Here is a 23,978-nt window from a genome sequence, read left to right on the forward strand (position 1 = left end):
CGACACTAGCTACCCGGCAGTCACAGAACCCAGTCAGCCATGGTCGCGGTCGCGGAGTTGGCGTAGGGCGGCGGTGAAGCGGGCGGTGCGGGCGCCCAGCGGGCCGAAGAAGTCGCGGTCGCAGGATTCGACGGCGACGATGGCGCGGTTGACCAGGGCCACACCGGATTCGGTGGGGACGAGGGATTTGGCGCGTTTGTCGGAGGGGTGGTCGCGGCGTTCCAGGAGGCCCTTCTGTTCCAGGGCGCGTAGGACCTGGGAGGTCATCATGGGGTCGGTGGCGGCCTGGTCGGCGACATCGCGTTGAGTGACGGGGTCGCCGCCGGACCGGCCGGTGAGCCAGGTCAGGGCGGCGAGCAGGACGAATTGGACGTGGGTGAGATCGAAAGGGGCCAGGGCCGCGCGCTGGGCGGCCTGCCAGCGATTGGTCACCTGCCAGAGCAAGAGACCGGGGCTTTCGTCGGCGTGCTCGAATTCGGTGTGCAATCCGTCATTCGCCATCACTGTCCGACCATAGCGTGGGCGATGACCTCGAAATCGTGGGCGGTGAGTTCGATCAGGCCGCGCCGCAGCACGATTCCCCAGTTGGGGACGCTGGTCAGGTCGAGTTCGGCGCGCAGGTCGTCGATGGGAACCTGCCGGGCGTCACGGTCGTAGTCGACCGCGCGCCGCCAGGGACGGAAGCAGCCGCCCTGCTCTTCGACCTGCCAGGCCGGGCCGTCGGCGATGGTGCCGAGGGCGGTGAAGGACTTGATCGGTTCGCCCTCGTGCATGCCGGTGCGGGGCGAGTAGTAGACCAGCCCGTCCCCGGCCCGCATGCGTGCCACCGCGGCGCGCTTGCCGTGATTGGCCTGCGCGAAGCCGAGTTCCACTCCCCGCCGGACGTGGTCCCGGGAGACCACGCCCAGCCAGTACCGGGCGCTCACACCAGCACCGCCTCGGCGGCGGCGACCAGCGCGTCGACATCGCCCGGGAGCGACTCGGCCAGACCCGCGCCCATGATCTTGGTCCACAGCCCGCGCAGCGGACCCTCCATGGAGACGCGGACGGTGACCGTGGTGGTCCGCCCGTCGGTGGTGACCTCGTGGGCGAAGATCAGCCGCGCGCCGATGAGCTTGGACGAGTCGATGAACTCGCTGTCGGTGACCTTGGTGACCACGAACTTGGTCTTGGGGCCGCCCTTGGGCTTGATGACGCCCGTGACGCCCTGCTCGAACTTGCCGTCGAGCCGCGCCCATTCGGTGTCGGAGTTCCATTCGTGCCAGGTGCCCATGTCGGCCCACTTGGTGAAGAAGGCGGCGGGGGTGGCGGTCGAGGTGGCGGTGGCTGCTGCGATCTGCGTCATGACAATACTATGCGCGCTTACTATTCTGCCGTCAACCCCCGCCCGTCGATCGGCTCACAGTCGCCCCGGCCGGGGGAACACCATCGGTGGCGGGTATGTTGCACGACTCGTGACTGCCACTGATCTGACCATGTACTCGACCACCTGGTGCGGCTACTGCCGCCGGCTGAAGAAGCAGCTGGACGAGGCCGGGATCACCTACGAGGTGATCGACATCGAAGACCACCCCGACGCCGCGGAGTTCGTCGGCAGCGTCAACAACGGCAACCACGTGGTACCGACGGTGAAGTACCGCGACGGGTCGACGGCCACCAACCCGACCCTGGTTCAGGTCAAAGCCGCGCTGGCCGCCATCGTCTGATCCCGCGGGCAGAAAACGAAGCCGCACACCGATCGGTGTGCGGCTTCATGTTGTACCGGCTAGGCGTCGGCGGCCCAGGATTCGACAATCGTCCGGGCGATCGAAATCGAGCCCGGCAGTAGCAGTTTGCGCTCGCTGGCCACCAGCTCGTCGTCGCTCTTGCGGCCCCACGCCCCCGCGGCCAGCGCCTGCTTCACCTCTTCGCGGGTGAACCAGTACGCCTCGACGATCTCCCCGTCGTGGAAGGCCAAGGGCTGCTCCGGATCCGCCTGCGCCGTGAAGCCCAGCATGAGCGAGCGCGGGAACGGCCACGGCTGGCTGCCCAGGTAGCGGATCTCGCGGACGTCGACGCCGACCTCCTCCTTGATCTCGCGTTCCACGCAGCGTTCCAGCGATTCCCCGGCCTCCACGAATCCGGCCAGCAGCGAGAACAGCCCCTCGGGCCAGGAGTTCTGCCGCGCCAGCAGCACCCGGTCGCCGCCGTCATGGATGAGGCAGATGACGGCCGGGTCGGTGCGCGGGAAGTCCTCGTGCCCGGCTGTACTGGTGCGCGACCAGCCCCCGTTGGTGGAGGTGGTGGGGCTGCCGTCGACGGCGCTGAAGCCCGCCTTGTCGTGCCAGTTCAGCAGGGCGATGGCGGTGGCGAGCAGACCGGTGCCGAAATCGTCGAGGTCCAGGGTGGTGCCGTAGGCGCGCAGATCGGCGAGCTCGCCCTCGATCCCGTTGTCGCGCACCGCCCACAGGTGGGTGCCGCCCTCCACGCCCAGGAACACCGCTTCGGGCGCGGGATCGGCGGCGAGGGTGACGGCCGCTTCCAGCACCACGGCCCGGCCCTCGACGCGAACCTGGCCGCGCCTGTTCATTCGTAGGAGTTTCGCCTGCGCCCAGCCCTCTTTGAGGGCCTGCTCGTCGGCGCGGAGGTGTTCCGCCCGATCGAGACTGGTACGGGACAGCACCGGAACCGCATTCAGCTGAAAACCTGACACGGTTCGAGAGTAGTCGTACTTGGTTATCCGCCTTGGACGCGGCGCAGATACAGCAGCCGATCGCCGGTTTCGAGGGCGTCGGTCTCCGGATCGCCGACGCGGAAGAGTCGGCCGTCGCGGACCACGCCGAGTGCGATGTCGCGCAGGTGGCGCGGGGAGCCGCCGACCTCCTCGGGCTCCACCTCGCGTTCGGCGATGGCGAAGCCCGCCTCGGGGGTGAGCAGATCCTCGATCATGTCCACCACGGCGGGGGTGGTGGTGGCGATGCCGAGCAGCCGGCCCGCGGTCTCGGAGGACACCACCACCGAGTCCGCGCCGGACTGGCGCAGCAGGTGGGTGTTCTCGGCCTCCCGGACGGCGGCGGAAATCTTTGCGCGCGGGTTGATTTCGCGCGCGGTGAGGGTGACCAGGACCGCGGTGTCGTCGCGGTTGGCGGCCACCACGACGGCCGCGGCGTGCTGAACTCCGGCCAGCCGCAACACATCCGAACGGGTGGCCGAGCCCTGCACGGTCACCAGGCCCGCGTTGGAGGCGAATTCCAGCACCTGAGGGTCGGTGTCGACCACCACGATGTCACCGGGCTGCGCACCGTCGGCGAGCATCGCGTCCACGGCGGTGCGGCCCTTGGTGCCGTAGCCGACGACCACGGTGTGATTACGCACGGAGCGCCTCCATCGCTGAATCTTGAGTGTCTGCCGGGACCGTTCGGTGAGCACGGCGAGGGTGGTGCCGACGAGGACGATGAGGAACAGGATCCGCAGCGGCGTCACCACGAGGATATTGATGAGCCGCGCGGTCGGCGTGACCGGTGTGATGTCGCCGTAGCCGGTGGTGGACAGCGACACGGTGGCGTAGTACGCGGCGTCGAGCAGTCCCATACGGTCGCGGGCATTGTCGTGGTAGCCGTCGCGGCCGAGGTAGACCACGGCGGTGGCCAGCACCAGCAGCAGGATGGCCAGACCCAGCCGCCGCGCCAGCGAATACCACGGGCTGGATTGCGCCGACGGGACACGCAGGACACCGACGAGCGCGAAATCGGGGCGGTCGGTGAGATTGCCCAGACCGCGCGAGGAATCACCGAACATGGGAATCACCGGTCGTTCTCGTCATCGACACCGTGGGAACTGCTGGCTGCGGCACAGGTCCGCAGCGTACCGGGCCGGAGAACTACCATCCGGCATCCGGCGGCAGCGATTCCGGATCGGGCGGCGGCTCGAAGTCGAAATCGAGCGGGATGTCGAACTCGGACGGGGGACGCAGCAATTCGACATCGGTGGGCTCGGGCGGACCCGGATCGTCGTCGTCCGGTTCGGGCACGTGGGGCGCGCGCGGTGGCGGCGGGGGTGTGCGGCGCGGAGCCGCCGTGGTGATGATGGCGGCGAGTTCGGTTGGGCCGGGCAGGTGTTCGGGTGCGATGGTGCGGCCGGTGCGGACGTAGTGGAAGGCGGCGACGGTGTTCGCCAGCACCTCGGCCTCGGGGCTGCCGGTGCGCGCGGATTCCAGGCGGGCCCAGGCCAGCCGGTAGACGGCGAGCTGGATGGCGACCGATTCCTGTTCCCCGCGTGCGGGTTCGGAGCCGGTCTTCCAGTCGACGACCACCCAGGTGCCGTCGGGGCGGCGGAAGACGGCGTCCATGCGGCCGCGGATCACGGTGCCCGCGATGGTGGTTTCGAAGGAGATCTCGACCTCCACCGGATTGCGGTCGGCCCACGGGGAGGCCAGGAACGCCTCCTGCAGGCGCAGCAGGTCGGCATCGGTGTCGGTGATATCGGCCGCGCCGGGCAGTTCTTCGAAGCCGAGCAGGCGCGCGCCGCCGAACCAGCGTTGCAGCCAGGCGTGGAAGGCGGTGCCGCGGCGGGTGTAGGGGCTGGGCGGGTACGGCAGCGGACGGCGCAGGCGCGCGGCCAGTTCGGCGGGATCGGCACGCAGGCCGACCAGGGCGGTGGCGGCGAGCTGGCCGGGCAGTTCGACCTCGCGCACGGCCTGCTCGGCGGCGAGATGCTCGGCGATGAGGGCGGACACATCCCCGGCCCAACCCTCCGGATCCCCGTCCTCGACCTCTTCCGACTCGGGAATGATTGCGGGAAAGCAGAATTCGGGGCCGAAATCGAGTTCGGTCTGCTGCGGTCGGGCTTCGGCGCGCAGGGTGTGCAGAGCGGACTTGACCAGTTCGACACCCTCCTCGACGAATTCGCGGCGGGAGCCCAGCGGGTCGCGGGGCCAGGTGGCGGTCTGCGGGTTGTCGGTGAAGGGGTTGGGGGTGTCGGGCAGGGGCGGGTCGTCCCAGCGGTCGATGCGGACGGTGCGGGACAGGGCCGAGCCCGGGGACTCGGTCTCGTGCTTCAGCTCGAGCAGGAAAGCGGAGGGGCCCTTGGGTTTCGAGCCCGTCTCGGACCAGTGGTGGGCCGAGACGAACAGGGCGCGTTCGGTGCGGGTGAGGGCCACGTAGAACAGGCGGCGTTCCTCGTCGAGGCGGCGGGCGGCGAGAGCCTTCTTGTGCGCGTCGAGGACGCGTTCGAGGTCGGCGCGGTCGTAGATGTCGGCGAGGTCGAGGACGGGGACGCCGTCGGTGGCGTCCTCCTGTTCGCGGTCGCCGCGCAGGGTGGTGGGCAGTTCGGCGAGCGCGCCCATCCAGGTGGCGGTGCCGGTGCCGGAGGGGAAGGTGCCGTCCACCACGTGCGGGACCGCGACCACCTCCCATTCCAGGCCCTTGGCGGCGTGCACGGTGAGCACCTGGACGCGGTCGTGCGCAACCTCGACTTCGCCTGGCTCCAAACCGTTTTCGACTTCCTCGGCGGCGGCGAAGAAGGCGAGGAGGCCGGGCAGCGAGGAGCGGTGGTCGGCGGAGTAGCCGGCCACCACCTCGGCGAAGGCGTCGAGGTGCTCGCGCCTGGCGGCGGCGTGGGCGCGGCGGGTCTGAGTCTCCACCCCGACGCCGATGGTGCGCTCCACATCGGCGACGAGTTCGGCCAGCGGCTGCCCGGCCCGCTCGCGCAGCGCGGACAACTCCCGGCCGAGTGCCACGATGCGGGCGTGGCCCTGCGGCGAATACTGTTCCGGGTCACCGGGATCGGCGATGGCGTCGCCGAGTCCGGCCTTCTCGGCGGGCTCGGGGGCGACCTCGCGCAGCGCCTCGTCCAAAGTGGCCGTGTCGGTGATGGCGTCGGTCTGCCCGGCGGGCCGCCGGATCGACAGCTCCCGCGCGCGCCGGGACAGGGCCGCGATATCGGAGGCGCCGATCCGCCAGCGCGCGCCGGTCAGGATCCGCACCGCCGCGCTGCCCGCCGCCGGATCGGCGATCAAGCGCAGCGTGGCAACGATATCGGCGACCTCCGGCGTGTGCAGCAGCCCGCCCAGGCCCACGATCTCCACGGGTAATCCCTGCTCCCGCAAGGCTTCCGCCAAGGGGGCGGCATCGGCATTGCGCCGCACCAGCACGGCCGAGGTCGGCGGCGGATCGCCCTCGTCACCGGCCGTCCGCCACTCCGCGGCGATCCGCTTCGCCAGCCATTCCCTTTCCACCGCAACGGTTTCTGCCAGCGCCAGGGCCACGATCCCGGCCGTCGCGTCCGGCCGCGGCCGCAGCGCGTCCACCGTCACTCCCCCGCCCCGGGCCGCCCGCTCCCGCAGCGGATCCGACACCAGGTTCGCCAGATCCAGCGCCTCGGGCGGATTCCGCCAGCTGGTGAGCAGCGGCAGTATCGGCGCGGGAACACCCGGCGCGCTGGGGAAGTCGGTGGCGAAACGCGGCAGGTTCGCGGCCGAAGCCCCGCGCCAGCCGTAGATGGACTGCATGGGATCGCCCACGGCGGTGACCGCCAGCCGCTGCCGCCCGGTCGTCGCCCCGGCATCGGCCCCACTCGTCATCCCGGCCTGGTTCCGGCCGGGATCCACATCGGCGTGGTGGATTCCGGCCGAAAGCGCGCCGGAATGACGGGGAGAGTTTCCAGCCGCAGCCTCGGGGGCGGCTGTGGCCGCAGCTCCGAATAGGGACGACAGCAGAATGCGCTGGGAGTAGCCGGTGTCCTGGTATTCGTCGAGGAGGACGAGGCGGAAGCGGTCGCGTTCGGCGGCACCGACTTCCGGGTGGGTGGCGGCCAGGCGCGCCGACAGTGACATCTGGGCGCCGAAGTCCAGGGCGCCGCGGTGGCGGAGTTCCTCGGCGAGGCGGTCGACCAAGGGCAGCAGGGCCACTCGGTCGTGCTGGGCTTCGAGGAGGTCGAGGAGGGCCCGCTTGGGGCCGCCCTTCTGGCGGGGACCGGCCGGGAGGGTGTGGATCAGGCGTTCCAATTCCAGGTGGGCGGTGGCCAATTGGCGCGGTTCCACCAGGTGTTCGGCGAGCTGGCCGGACAGGGCCAGCACGGCCTCGGTGACGCCGACGGGGCTGCGGTCGGTGTCGAGGTCGCCGTCCCAGGTGGAGACGACGCGGTAGGCGAGCTGCCACAGCTGGGTCTGGGTGAGCAGGGTGGCGGTGGGTTCGACGGGCAGCAGCAGGCCGTATTCGGTGAGCAGGCGGCCCGCGTAGGAGTGGTAGGTGCTGATCTCCGGTTCGGAGGCGGTGAGCAGGCCGCGCAGACGGCCGGTGGGGTCGATATCGCGGATCACCGGGGCGCCCGCGAGGCGGGCCAGGCGGGTGCGGATGCGAGTCGTCAACTGCTGGGCGGCTTTTCGGGTGAAGGTGAGGCCCAGCACCTGTTCGGGTTCGACCAGGCCGTTGGCCACCATCCAGACCACGCGGGCGGCCATGGTCTCGGTCTTGCCCGCGCCCGCGCCCGCCACCACCAGGGTGGGCCCGGGTGGCGCGGCAATGACGGCGGCCTGCTCGTCGGTGGGTGGCGGCAGGCCGAGCGCGTCGGCGAGTTGACGCGGAGTGACGGGCCCACCCGTCGCCCCACCACCCCCAACCGAATCGCTACGCGATGCCGGATTCACTCCGTCACCTGGCGGCCCGTGTCCTGTACGGGGCAGCTGCCCGCGACCTTGCAGTGGCGGCAGCCGTCATTGCGCATGGCCAGGTAGCTGGGCCCCTTGGAGGCGTCGGCGGCGTCGTGGATGACGGTGCGCCAGGAGTCGATGCCCTCGGCGTCCAGCGGCGGCTGCATGCGCTGGGTGGCACCCTCCTTGGCGCTGGGCTTGGCCACGTACACCAGGCGCGCGCCGCCGGGCTCGCCCTCGCCGAGCGCGCCCTCGGCGGCGGCGACCTGGTAGGTGGCCAGCTGGGCGTGCTCCTCGGCGGCCTGCTTGGAGATCGGGGTCTTGCCGGTCTTCACATCGACGATGACGAAGCGCCCCATGGCATCTCGTTCGACGCGGTCCACCCGGCCGCTGATCCGCACGGGCTGCCCGTCCGGGCCGCGCGCGGGCAGCACGCAGTCCACCGGCACCTCGACGCCGACGGCGGTGAGCTCGTCGCGGGTGTTGCGCAGCCAGGCCAGGAAGGTGTCGACCATGGTCTCGGTGCGGCGCAGTTCCGCGCGGGAGTGCCAGTTCTCGCCGTCGCGCGCGCTGGGATCGACCTTCTTCCAGGCCCGTACCAGGGCCTGTTTCACCTGGGCCTCGGTGACCTGCCCGGCCAGCGCCTGCACCAGGGTGTGCACCAGATTGCCCTTGAGCGCGTGCGGGTTCTCGCCGTCCCCGCCGCCGTGCCGTTCCAGCGCCCAGCGCAGCGGGCAGGTCTCGAGCTGCTCCACGGTGGACGGGGACAGCGTTATGGTGCCATCGGCGCTGTCCCACAACGAATCCGAGGAGGACAGCTCGGCGGTGCCGTACCAGTCGTCGGGGTGCGCGCCCCGCACCCCCGCCTGCGCCAGCCGGGCCAGTTGCCGGGCCGCCCGCATCCGGCGTTCCGGCGTATCCTCGGGATCGCAGGCGGCGGAACGCAATTCGGCGATGAGGGCGTGCATGGCCAGCGCCCGGCCCGGATCCACCGGCGGCGGAATCCGGCCCGGGTGGCCGTCGGCGGCGTCCGCGTCCAGCTCGGCCAGGAAGCGCGAGGGCACCAGATCCTGGTCGCCGGTCACCGATTCCACCGCGGTCACCAGCAGCGAGCGCCGCGCCCGGCTGCACGCCACCAGCAGCAGCCGCCGCTCCTCGGCCAGCAGCGGCGCGGCCCGGCTCACCTTCTCCCTCGAACCGCCCACTCCCGCAAGTAGATCCACCAGTTCCTCGACGCCGAGCAGGGTGCCGCGCGGTCGCAGATTGGGCCAGATCCCCTCCTGCACGGCCGCCACCGCCACGGTGTCCCACTCGCGCCCGGCCGCCGCGTGCGCACTACAGATCGTCACCGCCTCGCCCGGATCGGTGACCGGCGCGTTGTCCTGCGGAATCTCCTGCTGCTCCAGGTATTCCACGAAACCCTCGATGGTCGCCCGCGGCAACCGATCCACGTACGACGCCGCGGCCTCGAACAGCCCGACCACCGCGTCCAGATCCCGATCCGCCTGCATGCCGACCGCTCCCCCGCGCTCGGACTGCCCCACCCACCGCTTCTCCAGCGTCGACGCGGTCCAGACCCCCCACATCACGTCTTCCAGTCCGCCCCCATCCCGCCGCACCTTCCGGGCTCGACCCAGCGCCTTCAGCACCCGCCGCAACGGCGCGGCCTCCACCTCGGTCAGCCGCTCCAGCACCGCCCGATTCCCCACCCCCACAAGCAGATCCCGCAGAATCTCCGCCGACGACCGATCCAGATCGGCGAACCGCGCCGCATCCGCCGCGGCATCCTGCTGACTCGCCTCGATCGAAACCGGCTCGGCCGCAGCGCGTTCGGCCCCCTCGGCCACCGCGCCCTCGACGTCATCGCCGTGCTCCGGGTACCCGAGTTCCAGCACGGTACGCCGAATACCGCGCCGCAGCCGCCGCAGACTGATCTGATCCGCGCCGCCCAACGGCCCCGCGAGCAGATCCAGCGCGTCGTCGGCGGTGAACGCGATCGGCCGCGGATGCCGAACCGCCGTCGGATCCCCCGCCGTAACGGCCCGCAGCGCCAACAACATCCACGCCGCGCCCCGCCGCCGAGCCAGCGGCACATCCGCCGGAGGCTGCCGCACCGGCACCCCGGCCGCCAGCAGCGCCCGCCGCAATGGCGCGAGCGACAACGGCACCGATCGCACGATCACCGCCATCCGAGACCACGGCACCCCGTGGGTGAGGTGCGCCCGCCGCAGGTGATCGGCGATCAGCGCCGCCTCCTTCGCGGGCGTGGTCAGCACCTGCACCCGCACCTCGCCACCGGATTGCGCACTGTCCCAGGGATTCTCGACAACCGTGGCGGATCGAGCCCCCAAGGCCCCACCCGTACTCCCGGCAGGCTTCCGGCCGGGATCCACATCCGTGTCGTGGATTCCGGCCGGAAGCGCGCCGGAATGACGAGGGTGGGTGTCGCCGTTCGCAACGAGTCCGTCGGCGCTCGCGGGCCGACCGCCACCGTTTGCCGGTCCGCTGCCGTTGGTCGGTCCGCTGCCGTTGGTCGGTCCGCCGTTGCCGTTTGCCAGGTCGTCTGCGAGTTGGCGGAGGAAGTCGGCGGTGGCTGAGCCACGTTGCGGGTCGGAGGGCGGGGTGCGGTGGGTGGCGGAGCCGGGGAGGCGGGAGGCTATGCGGTCGGCTACTTCTTGGATAGCGGGGGTGGAGCGGTGGTTGCGGCGCAGGGTGATTCGGCGGTCGTCGGGGGCGTCGGGGTCGGCGGCGAAGCGGGAGTCGGCGCCGCGGAAGGTGTAGACGGATTGGTCGGGGTCGGCGGCTATGACCGTGGTGGCGCCGCCGCTGCCGAGGGCGCGGATGAGGGTGGCGGCGTGCGGGTCGAGGTGCTGGGCGTCGTCGGCGAGGATGGTGCGGAGGCGATCTCGTTCGGCGGCAAGGAGTTCCGGGTCGGCGTGGAAGGCTTCCAGGGTGGCGGTGACGAGTTCGGCGGCGTCCAGGGCGGGGGCGGTGGCCTCGGGGACGTCCATGCCGACGGACCAGCGCAGCATCATGATCTGTTCGTAGCGCTGTGCGAAGCGGCCGACGGCGACCCATTCGGGGTGGCGATGGGTGTGGCCGAGCTCGATCAGATCCTCGGGGCCGAGACCGCGTTCGGTGGCCCGCAACATGAGGTCCCGCAACTGTTCAGCGAACCCGGCGGCGGGCAGGGCGGGATGCAGACGCTCGGGCCAGTCGGCCGCGCCGTCGTCGAGATCGCCGCGCAGCATCTCGCGAACCACGATGTCCTGCTCGGAACCGGTCAGCAGGCGCGGCGGTGGATTGCCCTGCCGCGCCGCGAAGGTGCGCAGCAGCCCGAACGCGTAGGAGTGGACGGTCCGCACCAGCGGCCCCCGGGTGGCCCCGGGCACCCCGCCGAGCTCCGGGTCGGCCGCGGCGATGCGCGCGGTGACGGCGGTGCGGACGGCGGTGGCCGCGCGCTTGGTGTAGGTGAGCACCAGCACCGATTCCGGTGCGGCCCCGGCCAGGATGCGGGCGGCGGCCAGGTCCACGAGCAGTGCGGTCTTTCCGGTCCCGGGTCCGCCGAGCACCTGCCAGGGCCGCCAGCCGGGGTCCGGGCCCGGGTCGTCGAAGAGCGGCCGGAGCTCGGCGTCCCACTCCCGGCCGGGAGTCTCCGCCGCGGCCCGGCGCACCAGTTGCACCGAGCTATATGACCGCATCACGCTGGCTATTTCAACAGACCGCCCCGACAGGTTTCGTTTGCCATGAGTTGTCCGTGCCGCCGGTCACAGTGCACGGAAAGTTCGGGTCGCGGCGGGCGGGCTGTTCACGCCGGGCGCAGGCAGCAGAATGGGCGGGGTGGCGGAGCTTCATATTCATCGTTTCGGTCCCTCGACCGGTCCGGTCGTCCTGGCATTGCACGGGTTGACGGGCCACGGCGGGCGCTGGCAGCGATTGGCCGACGACCATCTCCCCGATCTCCGGATCCTCGCACCGGATCTACGGGGCCACGGGAGGTCGCCCGGCGTGCCGCCGTGGGATTTCGAAACTTTGGTCGATGATCTCGCCGCGCTGCTGCGGGCCGAGACCCGCGAACCGGTGGTGGCGCTCGGGCATTCGTTCGGCGGGGCGGTCGCCGTGCACCTGGCGCACCGCCATCCGGAGCTGGTGCGCGCGCTGGTGCTGCTGGACCCTGCCACCGGCCTGGAGCCCGCTCGCATGCTGGACATCGCGAATTCCATGCTGGCGTACCCGGACTACGCGAGCCGCGAGCAGGCCCGCTCGGACAAGCTCGACACCGCCTGGGGCGAGGTGGACCCCGCGGTGCTGGAGGCCGAACTGGACGAGCACCTGGTGCCCACCGCGAACGGCCGCGTGGGCTGGCGCATGACGATGCCCGCGATCATCGCCTTCTGGGGTGAGATCGCCCGCGATTTCGTGCTGCCGCCGCGCGATATGCCGACGGTCCTGGTGCAGGCGATGAAGGTGAACCCGCCCCTGGTGGCCCCGGCCTTCCGTGCGGCGCTCACCGCGCACCTGGGCGAGCGCCTGACCCCGCACGATTTCGATTGCGACCACATGGTGGCCCAGGCCCGGCCCGCCGAGACCGCCGCCCTGGTCCGCACCGTGCTCTGACCGGAAGGCACGAAATGTCAACCACCGAAGCCGAAATCGAGCGGGTGCGCGAACTGGTGGCGTCGATTCCGCCCGGCCGGGTCGCCACCTACGGCGATATCGCGGCCGCGGCGGGCCTGTCCACCCCGCGCACGGTCGGCTGGATCATGCGCACCGACGCCGCGGATCTGCCCTGGCATCGGGTCCTGCGCGCAAACGGTACGCCCGCACCACATTTGGCGCACCGGCAGCTGGCCGAGCTGGCCGCCGAGGGCTGTCCGGTCACCGACGGCCGGGTGGATCTGCGGCGGGCCCGCCACCGTTTCGACGAGCCCTGATCCCAAACCCGGTACGACACACCGGGGTGCCGGTTACCGTGGATTCATGTCCACCCGTCTGGCAAGCGTGGTGTTCGATGCGGTCGAACCCAGGTCGGTGGCCCGCTTCTGGGCCGAGTTGCTGGGCTGGGAGGTGGCGGTGGACCGGCCCGACGGCGTCGAGATCGCGGCACCGGATCCGGACGCACCGGACGTGGCGCTCACCTTCCTGCCCGCCCGCCGGCCCAAGACCGCACTCAACCGCATCCATCTGGATCTGGCCAGCCGCTCACTGGATCACCAGGGTTTGCAGATCGACCGCGCGTTCGCGCTGGGCGCGCGCCGGGTGGACATCGGCCAGGGCGCGGTGCCGTGGACGGTGCTGGCCGATCCCGAGGGCAATGAGTTCTGCGTGCTGGAACCACGCGAGGAGTACGTGGACACCGGCGCGGTGGCGGCCATCGTGATGGACACCCGGGATCCGTTGCGGCTGGCCGAGTTCTGGTCCGCCGCCGCCGGCTGGCCGCTCACCCACCAGAATTCGCGTTACGCCGGTATTCGCGCGGCCACCGGGCAGGGCCCGTGGCTGGAGTTCCTGCGGAGGCCGGACGCATCGACCAAATGCGGCCGACGCCATCTGGATCTGGTCACCTTCCCCGCCGACGATCCGATCGAGGAGGCAGCCCGGCTGCGGGCCGCGGGCGCGGTCACCGCGTTCGATGCGGGCGTGCCACCGGCCAACGACCCGGTGGTGGTGCTGGCAGACCCGGAAACCAACGAATTCTGTCTATTACGAGCAACTGTCGATTGAATGCCGCCGATCCGGCCCGCTTCCCCGCGGCGGATCGTGCGGTCGGGACGAGGGCCGGAACCTCAGGGCCGCGCCGCGTTCGTAGCGACGGCGCTCGCGCGGCGATAGGCCGCCCCAGATGCCGAAGCGCTGATCGTGGCTGAGCGCGTAGTCGAGGCATTCCTTGCGCACCTCGCAGGAGGAGCAGATGCGCTTGGCCTCGCGAGTGGAGCCGCCCTTGTCGGGGAAGAACGCCTCCGGATCGGTTTGCGTGCACAGCGCCTGCTGATGCCAGGATTCGGACTCGAATCCGTCGCGGCGGGCGAGAGATTCGAACATGGCGTCGAAATTGGTGAAAAGCAGCTTCACTTCCTCTGTCCCTTCAATAAAGTTCAATAAAAGAAAACGAGCGGTATGTTTACGCGTGACCCGTAGCGCAATCGCCACTGACGGCGGCCAGCCGAGCCTGCTCGCCATTGACGAAGATGCGGCGCGCGTGCACCGCCGCGGGCGCGCCCGACCAAGGCGCGAGCGCGGTGGTGAACATGAGTTCACACCAGCTCAATGCGGGCACTTCACCGCCGGCGAGGGTATTCAGCAGGGACAGCTCCTGATCGCTGTCGTCCCAGGCGGCGAACAGCCACGAGGCGTCCAGCCGGCCCAGAAATTCCTCGGCGTCCTCCGGAACTCCGAGCGGGGCATCGACCGCGAGGTGCACCACCGCGGAAATCGCATGGCGCATACGCGCGTCCAAACCGACTCCGTCGTGCAGCAACAGACCTTCGAGCGACTCCCGCAATCCCGCGCCACGGTCGATCCGGAAGTCGTTGCGGCGAGCTGCGGTGGTGACGTCGAACATTGTTTCCTCCCTTAAAATTGCGCTTGTCCCAAAAGTGCCACGGCCTGATTAAAAATGGCGATTGATCTTGTTGTCCAGTTTTGAGGCAATCTGGGGCAAACCCCTAGCAGTACTGACACCGGCCAGTGTGGGTACCCGTCGGGAACCTCACCGCACGGTGCCTGGCACCACGCGGGCAAACTTATCGGGACCGACCACTTCCGCCGTTTAGGGTCTGACCATGCCTTATGTGCGATCAGGTGCAGCCACGGTTCATTTCTCCACCAGCGACAACAGCGGCCCGACACTCTTGCTGGCCCACGGATTCTTCATGGACGGGTCGATGTTCGAGCCCATGCGCGAACCTCTGGCAGCCGCCGGGATCAACCTCGTCACGGTCGATGCGCGGTGCCACGGACGCACCCAGTCACCCGATGGCGAACCCTTCAGCTATTGGGATCTGGCCGCCGACGGATTGGCGGTACTCGACGAACTCGGAATCGAGAAGGCGATCGTCGGCGGAATGAGCCAGGGCGGGTATGCGGCCTTGCGCATGGCGTTACTCGCACCCGAACGCGTACTGGGCCTGGCCCTGATCGATACCGAGGCGGGCGCCTGCACACCGTCGGAATTGGCTTTCTATCGCGAATTCTTCGAGCGCTGGACGGGTTCGGAACCGATGGCGCCGCTGGTGGCCGAGCTGGCCCCGCAGCTCATCGGCGGCACCGATCCACGGCTGTGGCGGGAGTGGACCAGCCGCTGGTACGGCTCGGACCGCCGGGCCGTCATGCCCGCCGCGCGCTGCCTGATGGATCGGCGCTCGGTGCTGCATCGACTACCGGAGATCACCGCCCCGGCGCTGGTGATGCGCGGCAGTCACGGCGGCACCAGCACCGCCCAGAAGTCCGAGGCGCTGGCCACCTGCCTGTCCGGCGCGGACGGCGTGGTCACCATTCCCGGGGCCGGGCACGGCGCGGCCTGGACGCATCCGGAAGTGGTTGTGCCACTGCTGGTCCGGCTGGTCGAGCGGGCCACCGCCAAGCGCGAGAGCAGGCTGTCACGGGCGCTGGCCGCGCCGTGGCAGCACCGGCGCGAGGGACGCGAGATCCAAGCCGCCCGGTGACGGCGGCTCGGTCACGTCGCGAGCGTTCAGCAGGCCGTGCCCACGGTGGTCACGGCCGGTTGGTCTCGTCGTCCTCGTGCCAGCTCGGGATGCCGAGGAAGATCTGAATCTGGCTGGGGTAGGCCGCATTGAAGACGCTGAACATCTGCACGGCGATATCGAAGCGGCGGCCGCTGCCCTGTTCGCGCAGCCGCATGGTGGCCCGGGGCCGTCCGTAGGCGGCGATGCCCTCGTCCCACATTTCCCGGAATAGTCCGAAACGTCCCAGTTCTGCGAGAAACTCGACCGACCAGGCCGTATCGCCGGAGCTCGCGATCAGACCGCGCAGCCAGTGCACGGTCAACCGGACCTCTTCCTCCCACTCCACCATGACATCGCGGGCGGCCCCATTGCCCAGCAGCCAGCGCAGGATATTGACATCGCGGTCCAGCCCCGGGAAAGCGCGCGCGTAGCTTCCATTGCAGGCCAGCACATTCCAGCGGGTGTCGACATAGGCGGCCAGATTGGGCTCGTGCAGGTCGAGCGCGCGGCGCAGGTCGTCGGTGATTTCGGACCGCAGTTGTTCCACGGACGGGAATTCGCTCACCCCGAGTCCGGCCAGATCGAGCAGATGCCGACGCTCGACGGCGGACAGCGGGGTTATTCGGTCCAGATACCGCAGCAGCGCGTCCACCACTTCGCGGGTCGGGTGGCCGCGATCCCCCTTCTCCAAATGGCTGATGTAGCTGGCGCTCACGCCGGCATTGAACGCCAGCCTTTCTCGTGATACACCCCGGGCATCGCGCAGCCGGCGCAGCAGCAGTCCGAATGTAGGCGGCTTCAGATCGTCGGAGTCCCTATCCGGTTTCACGCCCAGCACCACGCCGTTCCCTCTCCACAAACATTCAGCAACCCAACCTTCATCGCTCTGAACCCTTCCGGTACCGGACAGTGGGACCCGGTGTGACGTCTGGTATGAACTGTCGCGAACGCCGTGTACTCCGCCAGTTCTCAGGTCGGATACTGCCATATGAGATTCTACCGAAGGTTAAAACAAGACCATTTCTACTATGTGTCGTGCCACATCACATAACGTAACGAGAAGTGGCAATTGCTTAGCAAGCACAGGTTTCGGGCGCGCCCGGCAGCCCTGGAACCGGGTGCCACTACGATCTTTAACCATGCTCCGACTATCCGCGACATATGCCGCGCCGGGATCCGGCTCGTGACCACCGTCGATGCCATCGTGCTCGCCGGCGGCAAGGCCAGCCGCATGGGCGGAGTGGACAAACCGGCCATCATGGTGGGCGGACAGTCCATGCTGGATGCGGCGCTGACCGCGGTGGCCGACTGCGCGCGCACCGTGGTGGTAGGACCGCATCGGCCGGAGCTGCCGCCGGAAATCCTTCAGGCACAGGAGATCCCCGCCGGGGCCGGTCCGGTGGCGGCGATCGCCGCGGGCTTGGGCGCGCTGGCCGGCTGTGAGTTCCCGGCCGGGCTGATCGTGGTGCTGGCCGCCGACATGCCGTTCCTCACCGCCGCTGCGGTGGACGAACTGCTCTCCCACGCAAGGGAATCGGGCAGTGACGCGGTCTTCGCGGCGGATGCCTCGGGGCGGCCGCAGTACCTGGTCGGGGTCTGGCGGCGCGCCACCCTCACCGCGGCGCTGAAAAACCTGGACTCCCTGGTGAATCGGCCGATGAAGGCGCTGGTGCCGGTAGACACCGCCATGGTGACGCTGCCCGGCGTGGAGGACTGCGACACCCCCGAGGATGTGCGCCGGGCCCGGACCGGGGCCGCCCGTACGGCCGAGCCGCTCTGGCTCGACGAGGCGCGAGAGGTGCTGCGCACCAGCGTTTCCCCGCTGCCCGCGCATCGGGCGGTGCTGCGTTCGGTGCGGGGCGCGGCGCTGGCCGCTCCCCTGACCGCCGTGGACGCGCTGCCGCGCTTCGTCGTCTCGGCCATGGACGGCTACGCGGTGAGCGGCGACGGACCCTGGCAACTGCGCCGGGACATCGGATTCGCGGGCGGCAAGCGGCCGGTGGGGCTGCTCGACGGTGAGGCGGTGCGGATCGCCACCGGCGCGCACGTGCCCGACGGCACCACCTCGGTGGTGCGCGACGAGTTCGTCCGGATCGACGCCGACGGCACGCTGTATCGCCTGCCGGACACCCCGATTCGCGAAGATGTGCGCCGCCGCGGCGAGTATTGGCTGCCCGGGGCCGAGGTGGCGGCGGCGGGCACGCCCGTCAATGCCGCCCTGATCTCGGTGGCCGCCAGCGCCGAGGCGACCACCGCCGCCGTGCGCGGCCCGGTGCGGGCGCGAATCGTCATGACCGGGGACGAGATTCGCGGGGACGGCCCGCTGCACATCGGCCAGACCCGCGACTCGATCGGGCCCATCCTGCCCGACCTGCTGGCCTGGTACGGCGTCCGCACCATCGACCGGGTGCACCTGCGCGACACCGCGAACGCCTTCGACGAGGTGCTGGCCGCCGCCACCGACTGCGATCTGCTGGTGATCGTCGGCGCGACCGGCGGCGGCGCGGCCGATCAGCTCCGTTCGGCCCTGGATCGCAGCGCGGACGCCACCGTCCTGCTGCGCCGTCTGCGCCTGCGGCCCGGCGGTTCCACCGTGGCCGCTCAATTGGCCACCGGCACAGTCGTTCTGGGCCTGCCCGGCAACCCCTTCGCCGCGGTCGCGACGCTGCTGGCCCTGATCGGCGCGACGGTGGAGGGACTGCTCGGCGCGACCCCCGTCCACCGCATCCTGGGTCCGCTGGTCAATGCCGGCGAGCTGACCGCGCCGGTGGCCCGCATCGTCCCGGCCCGCGCCCTGCCCGACGGCGGCTTCCGCGGTGACCGGAGTCTGCGCACGGCGCACCTGGCGGATCTGCTCGGCCGTGACGGGGTGATCGTCGTCCCGCCCGACGCCGTGGACGGCGCGCTCGCGGAATTCATTCCCCTGCGCGGCTGAGGTTGCGCGCAAAGGGGTTTGCGGTGTCCGCGCCCCATCCGAATGTCGCCGAATGTCCGCGCCTCACCCGAAACGGGTGAGATCGTCAACCGGGCAGTCCGAGAATGGTGAGCAGCTGGCCGGGGTAGGCCGCACCGTCCAGTCCTCCGGTCTGGGCGTAAATCCGGCGCCGCCGCCCCGTCACGGGATTGCGCAGGTGCAGGGTCCACACATGCGGCGCGAACTCCACCCCGCCGTCCGACCAGGCCTGCCGGAATTTCGGGAATTCCCCGAGTTCGCGAATGAGATCGGCGAAACCCTCGGTATTGCCCGAGCGCCCGATCAATCCGCGCATCCAGGCCGCGACCCGGCGGGCATCGTGTTCCCAGTTCACCATGACCCGGGTGGCCAGCTCGTTGCCGAAGAACCAGCGCAACATGTTGCCGTCCTCCCGCACACCCGGGAAGGTGTCGTCCCAGCCGTCGTTGTTGGCCAGCACATTGGCCTGAATGTCGAGCAGGGCGGCCGGATTCGGGCTGTGCAACTCCAGGGCCCGGGTCATCTCCGGCGTGATGGCCGCGCGCAGTTCCGCCACGCTGGACAGTTCCGCCGCTCCCAGGCCCGCGAGGTCGGTGAGCTGGCGGCGGTCCGCGGTCGAGAGCGGTTCCAGCCGGTCCAGGTAACGGGTGAGCGCCTCGACCACCTCGCGGGTCGGGTTGCCGCGGTCGCCCTTCTCCAAATGCGTTATGTAACTTGCGCTTACACCTGCGTTGAATGCCAGACGTTCGCGGGAAGCGCCGCGATTGCCGCGCAGGCGCCGGAGCAGGTTTCCGAAGGTGGGTGCTTCGATTTCCCGGAAATCCTGTCCGCATACCGCTCTCGCGCCCACCTGGTGCCTCCTTAGCGGAATCCCGTCGGCCCCACCGGCCTCCCCGTGGAGGCACCGCCGAGATCTCCTTCAGCAGGGATACTCACACAGATCGAGATACGAATCGTCGCGCAGCGCAAATCCAATCAGTATCACCGGATAATCCTATTGGTATATGTCCCCGCGCATCCGTGGACAGCCGCTCCGAATCCGGCTCTTCAAATTATCCTCACGCCCCCAGCGCCAGCGGCTGTGACGCCGCGGAGTTTTCCCCGCGGCGCGCCCGCACCGGATCGGGGGCCGGTACGGCGTCGATCAGGCGGCGCGTGTACTCCTCGCGCGGCTTCCGGAATACCGCTGTGACCGGGCCTGTTTCGACAATACCGCCACCGCGCAGCACCGGTTACCTGCTCTACGTCGAGAACGGCCGCCTGATCTTCGGCTACAACGCCTACGGGCGTTACACCACGGTCGATGCGGGCGAAATCCCCTCCGGCAGCCGCCTTTTCACCGTCTCGGCAACGGTCGCACCCCACCTGCGCTGGGACTTCGGCCTGGGCATAGACGGCGTCCGCGCCGCCGCCCTCCCGAATCAGGTGCAGCTGGTCGGCATGTCACCCTGGACCGGCATCTCCGTCGGCCTCGACGCCCGCGGCCCGGTCTCCTGGGACCTCCGTGACCGCCGCGGCGTCTTCCGCTACACCGGCGACCTCCGCTCGGTGACCTATCGGCCCGGGGCCGTCGGGGTGTCCGAGGAGACGCGGCAAGCGCTGGACTCCGAGGCCGAATTGATCGCCCAGTAGACGCCGGGTATCGCTACGGCCGCAGGCTCCGCGGGAGGTGACCTGAAGCACCCATAGCGATCTTTCGGCTATCTGCACATGTTTAAACAAATGTTAAGTAAGCGCGAAGCAGTCGTTTCTGAACCATCACTGCGACCCGTTCCAACGCCGCTCCCGATAGCATGTTTCGTGGGTGAATACCGCGTTTTCCCAGGTCGGCGCGAAACGGCCGGGGCGTGACCGCAACCCCGTGGTGACCGGAAGATTTCTTGGATCTCACAGCTCACAAACCTCTTCCGAGTGATGTGAGCGAACCGTTTTGATGCCTCCCCCAACCTCCTTACAGTCGAGCCAGCAGCCCGGTATTCCAGCTCGAAGGGGGCGTCAATGGCTAACACGCAGAACGGACACTCGTCCGCCGATGCGCTGCTTCGACTGGGGAAGTACTTCAACCGCGGCGAGGTGTCCGGCGACCTGCGCACCCTGCACCAGGTGGGTGGGCGCGAGGCCGACGAGTTCTATCGCGAGCGGTGGTCGCACGACAAGGTGGTGCGGTCCACGCACGGCGTGAACTGCACGGGCTCGTGCTCGTGGAAGATCTACGTGTCCGACGACGTGATCACCTGGGAGTCGCAGCAGACCGACTACCCGAGCGTGGGCGCGGACAAGCCGGAGTACGAGCCGCGCGGCTGCCCGCGTGGCGCATCGTTCAGCTGGTACACCTACTCCCCCGCGCGCATCCGCTACCCGTACGTGCGCGGCACGCTGCTGGAGCTGTACCGCGAGGCCAAGACCCGGCTCAAGGATCCGGTGCTGGCGTGGGAGTCCATCGTCGAGGACGCGGACAAGGCGAAGGCGTACAAGTCCGCGCGCGGTAAGGGCGGATTCGTGCGCGCCGAGTGGTGGGAAGCCGCCGAGATCGCCGCCGCCGCACACGTTTACACGATCAAGCGCTACGGGCCCGACCGCGTCGCGGGGTTCTCGCCGATTCCGGCCATGTCCATGGTCTCCCATGCCGTCGGGGCCCGCTTCATCTCGCTGATCGGCGGCTCGATGCTGTCGTTCTACGACTGGTACGCCGACCTGCCGGTGGCTTCCCCGCAGGTGTTCGGCGACCAGACCGACGTCCCGGAGTCCGCGGACTGGTTCGACGCCGGATACCTGATCATGTGGGGCTCCAACGTCCCGGTGACCCGGACCCCGGACGCGCACTACATGACCGAGGCCCGCTACCGCGGCCAGAAGGTCGTCGTGGTCTCCCCCGACTACGCCGACAACACCAAGTTCGCCGACGAATGGGTGCCCGCACGGCCGGGCACCGATGCCGCGCTGGCCATGGCCATGGGGCACGTGGTGCTGCGAGAGTTCTTCGTGGAGAAGCAGACTCCGTACTTCACCGACTACGTCAAGCGCTACACCGACCTGCCCTACCTGATCACCCTCGAGGACAAGGACGGCGTCGCGGTCCCGGGCAAGTTCCTCACCGCCGCCGACCTCGGCCACACCGGCGAGGGCGCGGCGCACCAGACCGTCCTGCTCGATGCCGACTGCAATCCTCAGGTGCCCAACGGTTCCCTGGGGCACCGCTTCACCGAAGCGGGCAAGGGCCACTGGAACCTCGAACTCGGGGATGTCGATCCCCTGCTGACTCTGCACGGCCGCACCGATGATGCTGCGGCCGTACAGTTCCCCCGCTTCGACGGGCCGGGTGGGTCTGGGGGCCGCAGTGCAGCGGTTCTCACCCGCGGCGTGCCGACCACCGTCATCGCGGGACGACGGGTGACGACGGTGTTCGATCTCCTGCTGGCACAGTACGGCGTGGCCCGTCCCGGCCTGCCCGGCAGCTGGCCGACGGGCTATGACGATGCGAGTGAGCCGTACACGCCCGCCTGGCAGGAATCGATCACCGGCGTCCCCGCCGCACAGGCCGAACGCATCGGCCGCGAATTCGCCGACAATGCCGAGCGTTCCAAGGGCCGGTCCATGATTCTGATGGGCGCGGGCACCAACCACTGGTTCCACTCCGATCAGATCTACCGCAGCTTCTTCACCCTCACCCTGCTCACCGGCTGCCAGGGCGTCAACGGCGGCGGCTGGGCCCACTACGTCGGCCAGGAGAAGTGCCGCCCCGTGACCGGCTGGGCCACCCTGGCTTTCGCCTCCGACTGGCAGCGGCCGCCCCGCCAGATGCAGGGCACCGTGTTCTGGTACCTGGCCAACGACCAGTGGCGCTACGACCCGTTCACCAGCGAATCGTTCGCCTCACCGCTGGGCAACGGCAGCTTCGCCGGGCGCACGGCCGCCGACAATATCGCCCTCGCTTCGCGTTTGGGCTGGATGCCGTCCTACCCGACGCTCAACCGCAACCCCCTGGATCTGGTCGACGAGGCCGAGCAGGCGGGCAAGACCGCGCCGGAATACGTTGTGGACGGCCTGAAGTCGGGCGATCTGCGCTTCGCCTGCGAGGACCCCGACGCCCCGGAGAACTTCCCGCGCGTGCTCACCGTGTGGCGGGCCAACCTGCTCGGCTCCTCCGGCAAGGGCAACGAGTACTTCCACAAGCACCTGCTCGGCGCGGACTCCAACCTGCAGACCGGCCAGGCCACCGGGGTGCGGCCGCAGGAGCTGGAATGGCGGGACGAGGCCGCGACCGGCAAGCTGGATCTGCTGCTGTCGCTGGACTTCCGCATGACCTCCACGACGCTGTTCTCCGACATCGTGTTCCCGGCCGCCACCTGGTACGAGAAGCACGACCTGTCCTCGACCGACATGCACCCGTTCGCGCACGCCTTCTCCCCGGCCATCTCCCCACCGTGGGAGGCCAAGACCGACTTCGACGCCTTCCACCGCATCGCGCGCGGCTTCTCCTGGCTGGCCGAGAAGCACCTGGGCGTGCGCAAGGACCTGGTCGCGGTGCCGTTGCAGCACGACAGCGCCGACGCCATGGCCCAGGCCGGTGGCCGGGTACTGGATTGGAAGCACGGCGAGTGCGAGCCCGTTCCGGGCGTCACCATGCCGAAACTCGTCGTCGTCGAACGTGATTACCCGAAGGTCGCCGAGAAGATGGCGGCGCTCGGACCACTGGTCGAGACACTGGGCCTGACCACCAAGGGCGTCACCACGCTGCCCGACGCCGAGGTGGACTATCTGCGCGGCGTCAATGGCGCCGTGGCTTCCGGTGTCGCGCAAGGTCGTCCGTCGCTGGCCAAGGACACGCACGCGGCCGAGGCCATCCTGGCCCTGTCCGGCACCACCAACGGCCGGCTCGCGGTGGAAGGGTTCCATGCGCTGGAACGGCGTACCGGGACCGAGCTGGCCGATCTGGCCGCCGAGCACGAGGGCAAGCGCATCACCTTCGCCGACACGCAGGCCCGGCCCGTTCCGGTGATCACCTCACCGGAATGGTCCGGCAGCGAAACCGGCGGGCGGCGGTATTCGCCGTTCACCATCAATGTCGAACGCAAGAAGCCCTGGCATACGCTGACCGGGCGGCAGCACTTCTACCTCGATCACGACTGGATGATCGAACTGGGCGAGCAGCTGCCGATCTACCGGCCGCCGCTGGACATGTCGGCGCTGTTCGCCGAGCCCGGCATCGGGAATGTGGGCGAGAACGGCGTCACCGTGCGGTATCTGACCCCACACTCGAAGTGGTCCATCCACTCGGCCTACCAGGACAACCTGCACATGCTCACGCTTTCCCGGGGCGGGCAGGCGATCTGGATGTCGGACAAGGACGCCGCGAAAATCGGTGTGGCCGACAATGACTGGATCGAGGCGATCAACCGCAACGGCATCGTGGTGGCGCGCGCGATCGTGTCGCACCGCATGCCCGAGGGCACGGTGTTCATGTACCACGCCCAGGACCGCGCGGTGAACGTGCCGCGCATCGAAGGCACCCCGGATGTGAAGCAGGGCAAGGGCAAGCGCGGCGGTATCCACAATGCGCTGACCCGCATCATGATCAAGCCCTCGCATCTCATCGGCGGCTACGCGCAGCAGTCCTTCGCCCTGAACTACCACGGTCCCACCGGAAATCAGCGCGATGAGGTCACGACCATTCGCAAGCGCTCGCAGGAAGTTGAGTACTGATCATGCGTGT

The 23,978-nt window shown here is 69.5% G+C and carries 20 protein-coding genes; 8 read left to right on the top strand and 12 right to left on the bottom strand.

The window, feature by feature from the left end; translation table 11 throughout:
* Positions 1–33 precede the first annotated feature (33 nt).
* From NS2_RS24495 to NS2_RS24505, 3 genes are read right to left on the bottom strand one after another with little or no spacing between them, the layout of a single operon-like run.
* Positions 34–501 carry a MarR family winged helix-turn-helix transcriptional regulator gene (locus NS2_RS24495; RefSeq protein ID WP_033089774.1) on the bottom strand — a complete coding sequence of 156 codons (468 nt, stop codon included), beginning with the start codon at positions 499–501 and terminating at the stop codon, positions 34–36.
* Positions 501–926, bottom strand: a complete 426-nt coding sequence (locus tag NS2_RS24500) for an EVE domain-containing protein (RefSeq protein ID WP_033089773.1) — start codon at positions 924–926, stop codon at positions 501–503. The genes NS2_RS24495 and NS2_RS24500 overlap by 1 nt, the downstream gene beginning before the upstream one ends.
* Entirely contained in the window at positions 923–1,345 is a 423-nt protein-coding gene (locus NS2_RS24505) for an SRPBCC family protein (protein WP_033089772.1), read from the bottom strand. Before NS2_RS24505 ends, NS2_RS24500 begins: the two co-directional genes overlap by 4 nt.
* 109 nt (positions 1,346–1,454) lie before the next feature.
* Here NS2_RS24505 and NS2_RS36870 point away from each other — a divergent pair, with 109 nt between their 5' ends.
* The gene (locus NS2_RS36870) at positions 1,455–1,706 is read left to right on the top strand and encodes a mycoredoxin (RefSeq protein ID WP_269150601.1); all 252 of its coding nucleotides are present in this window, start codon (positions 1,455–1,457) and stop codon (positions 1,704–1,706) included.
* 59 nt (positions 1,707–1,765) lie between these two features.
* On the opposite strand, the gene nudC is transcribed toward NS2_RS36870, so the two are convergent.
* From nudC to NS2_RS37800, 4 genes are all read right to left on the bottom strand, one after another.
* A complete protein-coding gene (gene nudC / locus NS2_RS24515) occupies positions 1,766–2,692 on the bottom strand; it encodes an NAD(+) diphosphatase (protein WP_033089770.1) in 927 nt (308 codons plus the stop codon).
* Between the two features lie 23 nt (positions 2,693–2,715).
* Entirely contained in the window at positions 2,716–3,777 is a 1,062-nt protein-coding gene (locus NS2_RS24520) for a potassium channel family protein (RefSeq protein ID WP_033089785.1), read from the bottom strand.
* A gap of 82 nt (positions 3,778–3,859) precedes the next feature.
* Positions 3,860–7,624 carry an ATP-dependent helicase gene (locus NS2_RS24525; protein WP_081986156.1) on the bottom strand — a complete coding sequence of 1,255 codons (3,765 nt, stop codon included), beginning with the start codon at positions 7,622–7,624 and terminating at the stop codon, positions 3,860–3,862.
* Positions 7,621–11,328 (bottom strand): ATP-dependent helicase, encoded by a 3,708-nt coding sequence (locus NS2_RS37800; RefSeq protein ID WP_036547855.1) that lies wholly within the window; start codon positions 11,326–11,328, stop codon positions 7,621–7,623. The genes NS2_RS24525 and NS2_RS37800 overlap by 4 nt, the downstream gene beginning before the upstream one ends.
* A 130-nt stretch (positions 11,329–11,458) precedes the next feature.
* Between NS2_RS37800 and NS2_RS24540 the strand changes: the two genes are divergently transcribed.
* Genes NS2_RS24540 through NS2_RS24550 form a run of 3 tightly spaced genes read left to right on the top strand, consistent with a single transcriptional unit; the run spans position 11,459 to position 13,351 of the window.
* Positions 11,459–12,244 (top strand): alpha/beta fold hydrolase, encoded by a 786-nt coding sequence (locus tag NS2_RS24540; protein ID WP_071343680.1) that lies wholly within the window; start codon positions 11,459–11,461, stop codon positions 12,242–12,244.
* A 14-nt stretch (positions 12,245–12,258) separates the two neighbouring features.
* A complete protein-coding gene (locus NS2_RS24545) occupies positions 12,259–12,561 on the top strand; it encodes an MGMT family protein (protein WP_033089768.1) in 303 nt (100 codons plus the stop codon).
* 46 nt (positions 12,562–12,607) lie between these two features.
* Positions 12,608–13,351: a VOC family protein gene (locus tag NS2_RS24550; protein WP_033089767.1), complete on the top strand. Its 744-nt coding sequence runs from the start codon at positions 12,608–12,610 to the stop codon at positions 13,349–13,351.
* Here NS2_RS24550 and NS2_RS24555 read toward each other — a convergent pair.
* Both NS2_RS24555 and NS2_RS24560 read right to left on the bottom strand, forming a co-directional pair.
* On the bottom strand, positions 13,331–13,699 hold the full coding sequence (locus NS2_RS24555) for a WhiB family transcriptional regulator (protein WP_274521155.1): 369 nt from the start codon (positions 13,697–13,699) through the stop codon (positions 13,331–13,333). The two genes, NS2_RS24550 and NS2_RS24555, sit on opposite strands and share 21 nt — an antisense overlap.
* A gap of 49 nt (positions 13,700–13,748) precedes the next feature.
* Positions 13,749–14,189, bottom strand: coding sequence for a hypothetical protein (locus tag NS2_RS24560; protein ID WP_177327175.1), 441 nt, complete (start codon positions 14,187–14,189; stop codon positions 13,749–13,751).
* Positions 14,190–14,409: 220 nt separating this feature from the next.
* Here NS2_RS24560 and NS2_RS24565 point away from each other — a divergent pair, with 220 nt between their 5' ends.
* The gene (locus NS2_RS24565) at positions 14,410–15,291 is read left to right on the top strand and encodes an alpha/beta fold hydrolase (RefSeq protein ID WP_081986154.1); all 882 of its coding nucleotides are present in this window, start codon (positions 14,410–14,412) and stop codon (positions 15,289–15,291) included.
* 49 nt (positions 15,292–15,340) lie between these two features.
* Here the strand turns inward: NS2_RS24565 and NS2_RS24570 are convergent, their stop codons facing one another.
* Positions 15,341–16,153 (bottom strand): helix-turn-helix transcriptional regulator, encoded by an 813-nt coding sequence (locus tag NS2_RS24570; protein WP_306455151.1) that lies wholly within the window; start codon positions 16,151–16,153, stop codon positions 15,341–15,343.
* A 342-nt stretch (positions 16,154–16,495) separates the two neighbouring features.
* Here NS2_RS24570 and NS2_RS24575 point away from each other — a divergent pair, with 342 nt between their 5' ends.
* Positions 16,496–18,247, top strand: a complete 1,752-nt coding sequence (locus NS2_RS24575) for an NTP transferase domain-containing protein (protein ID WP_081986152.1) — start codon at positions 16,496–16,498, stop codon at positions 18,245–18,247.
* An 85-nt stretch (positions 18,248–18,332) separates the two neighbouring features.
* Here NS2_RS24575 and NS2_RS24580 read toward each other — a convergent pair whose 3' ends face one another.
* Both NS2_RS24580 and NS2_RS24585 read right to left on the bottom strand, forming a co-directional pair.
* Complete coding sequence (locus NS2_RS24580; RefSeq protein ID WP_096490698.1) at positions 18,333–19,115, bottom strand: helix-turn-helix transcriptional regulator; 783 nt, start codon at positions 19,113–19,115, stop codon at positions 18,333–18,335.
* Positions 19,116–19,323: 208 nt separating this feature from the next.
* Entirely contained in the window at positions 19,324–19,494 is a 171-nt protein-coding gene (locus NS2_RS24585; RefSeq protein WP_106852438.1) for an ABC transporter ATP-binding protein, read from the bottom strand.
* Between NS2_RS24585 and NS2_RS24590 the strand changes: the two genes are divergently transcribed.
* Together NS2_RS24590 and NS2_RS24595 are read left to right on the top strand one after the other, a co-directional pair.
* Complete coding sequence (locus NS2_RS24590) at positions 19,454–19,897, top strand: hypothetical protein (protein ID WP_071812116.1); 444 nt, start codon at positions 19,454–19,456, stop codon at positions 19,895–19,897. The genes NS2_RS24585 and NS2_RS24590 overlap by 41 nt on opposite strands.
* Before the next feature lie 366 nt (positions 19,898–20,263).
* On the top strand, positions 20,264–23,968 hold the full coding sequence (locus NS2_RS24595; RefSeq protein ID WP_036547859.1) for a nitrate reductase subunit alpha: 3,705 nt from the start codon (positions 20,264–20,266) through the stop codon (positions 23,966–23,968).
* The last annotated feature ends 10 nt before the right edge of the window (positions 23,969–23,978 follow it).

Source organism: Nocardia seriolae NBRC 15557, assembly GCF_007990715.1.
Taxonomy (GTDB): Bacteria; Actinomycetota; Actinomycetes; order Mycobacteriales; family Mycobacteriaceae; genus Nocardia; species Nocardia seriolae.

Bases quoted from the DNA above. Each gene is read 5' to 3' on its own strand.
- NS2_RS24550 (WP_033089767.1), top strand. From the start codon at position 12,608: ATGTCCACCCGTCTGGCAAGCGTGGTGTTCGATGCGGTCGAACCCAGG.
- NS2_RS24540 (WP_071343680.1), top strand. From the start codon at position 11,459: ATGGGCGGGGTGGCGGAGCTTCATATTCATCGTTTCGGTCCCTCGACC.
- NS2_RS24520 (WP_033089785.1), bottom strand. From the start codon at position 3,777: ATGTTCGGTGATTCCTCGCGCGGTCTGGGCAATCTCACCGACCGCCCC.
- NS2_RS24560 (WP_177327175.1), bottom strand. From the start codon at position 14,189: ATGTTCGACGTCACCACCGCAGCTCGCCGCAACGACTTCCGGATCGAC.
- NS2_RS37800 (WP_036547855.1), bottom strand. From the start codon at position 11,328: ATGCGGTCATATAGCTCGGTGCAACTGGTGCGCCGGGCCGCGGCGGAG.
- NS2_RS24565 (WP_081986154.1), top strand. From the start codon at position 14,410: ATGCCTTATGTGCGATCAGGTGCAGCCACGGTTCATTTCTCCACCAGC.
- NS2_RS24495 (WP_033089774.1), bottom strand. From the start codon at position 501: ATGGCGAATGACGGATTGCACACCGAATTCGAGCACGCCGACGAAAGC.
- NS2_RS24595 (WP_036547859.1), top strand. From the start codon at position 20,264: ATGGCTAACACGCAGAACGGACACTCGTCCGCCGATGCGCTGCTTCGA.
- NS2_RS24545 (WP_033089768.1), top strand. From the start codon at position 12,259: ATGTCAACCACCGAAGCCGAAATCGAGCGGGTGCGCGAACTGGTGGCG.
- NS2_RS24505 (WP_033089772.1), bottom strand. From the start codon at position 1,345: ATGACGCAGATCGCAGCAGCCACCGCCACCTCGACCGCCACCCCCGCC.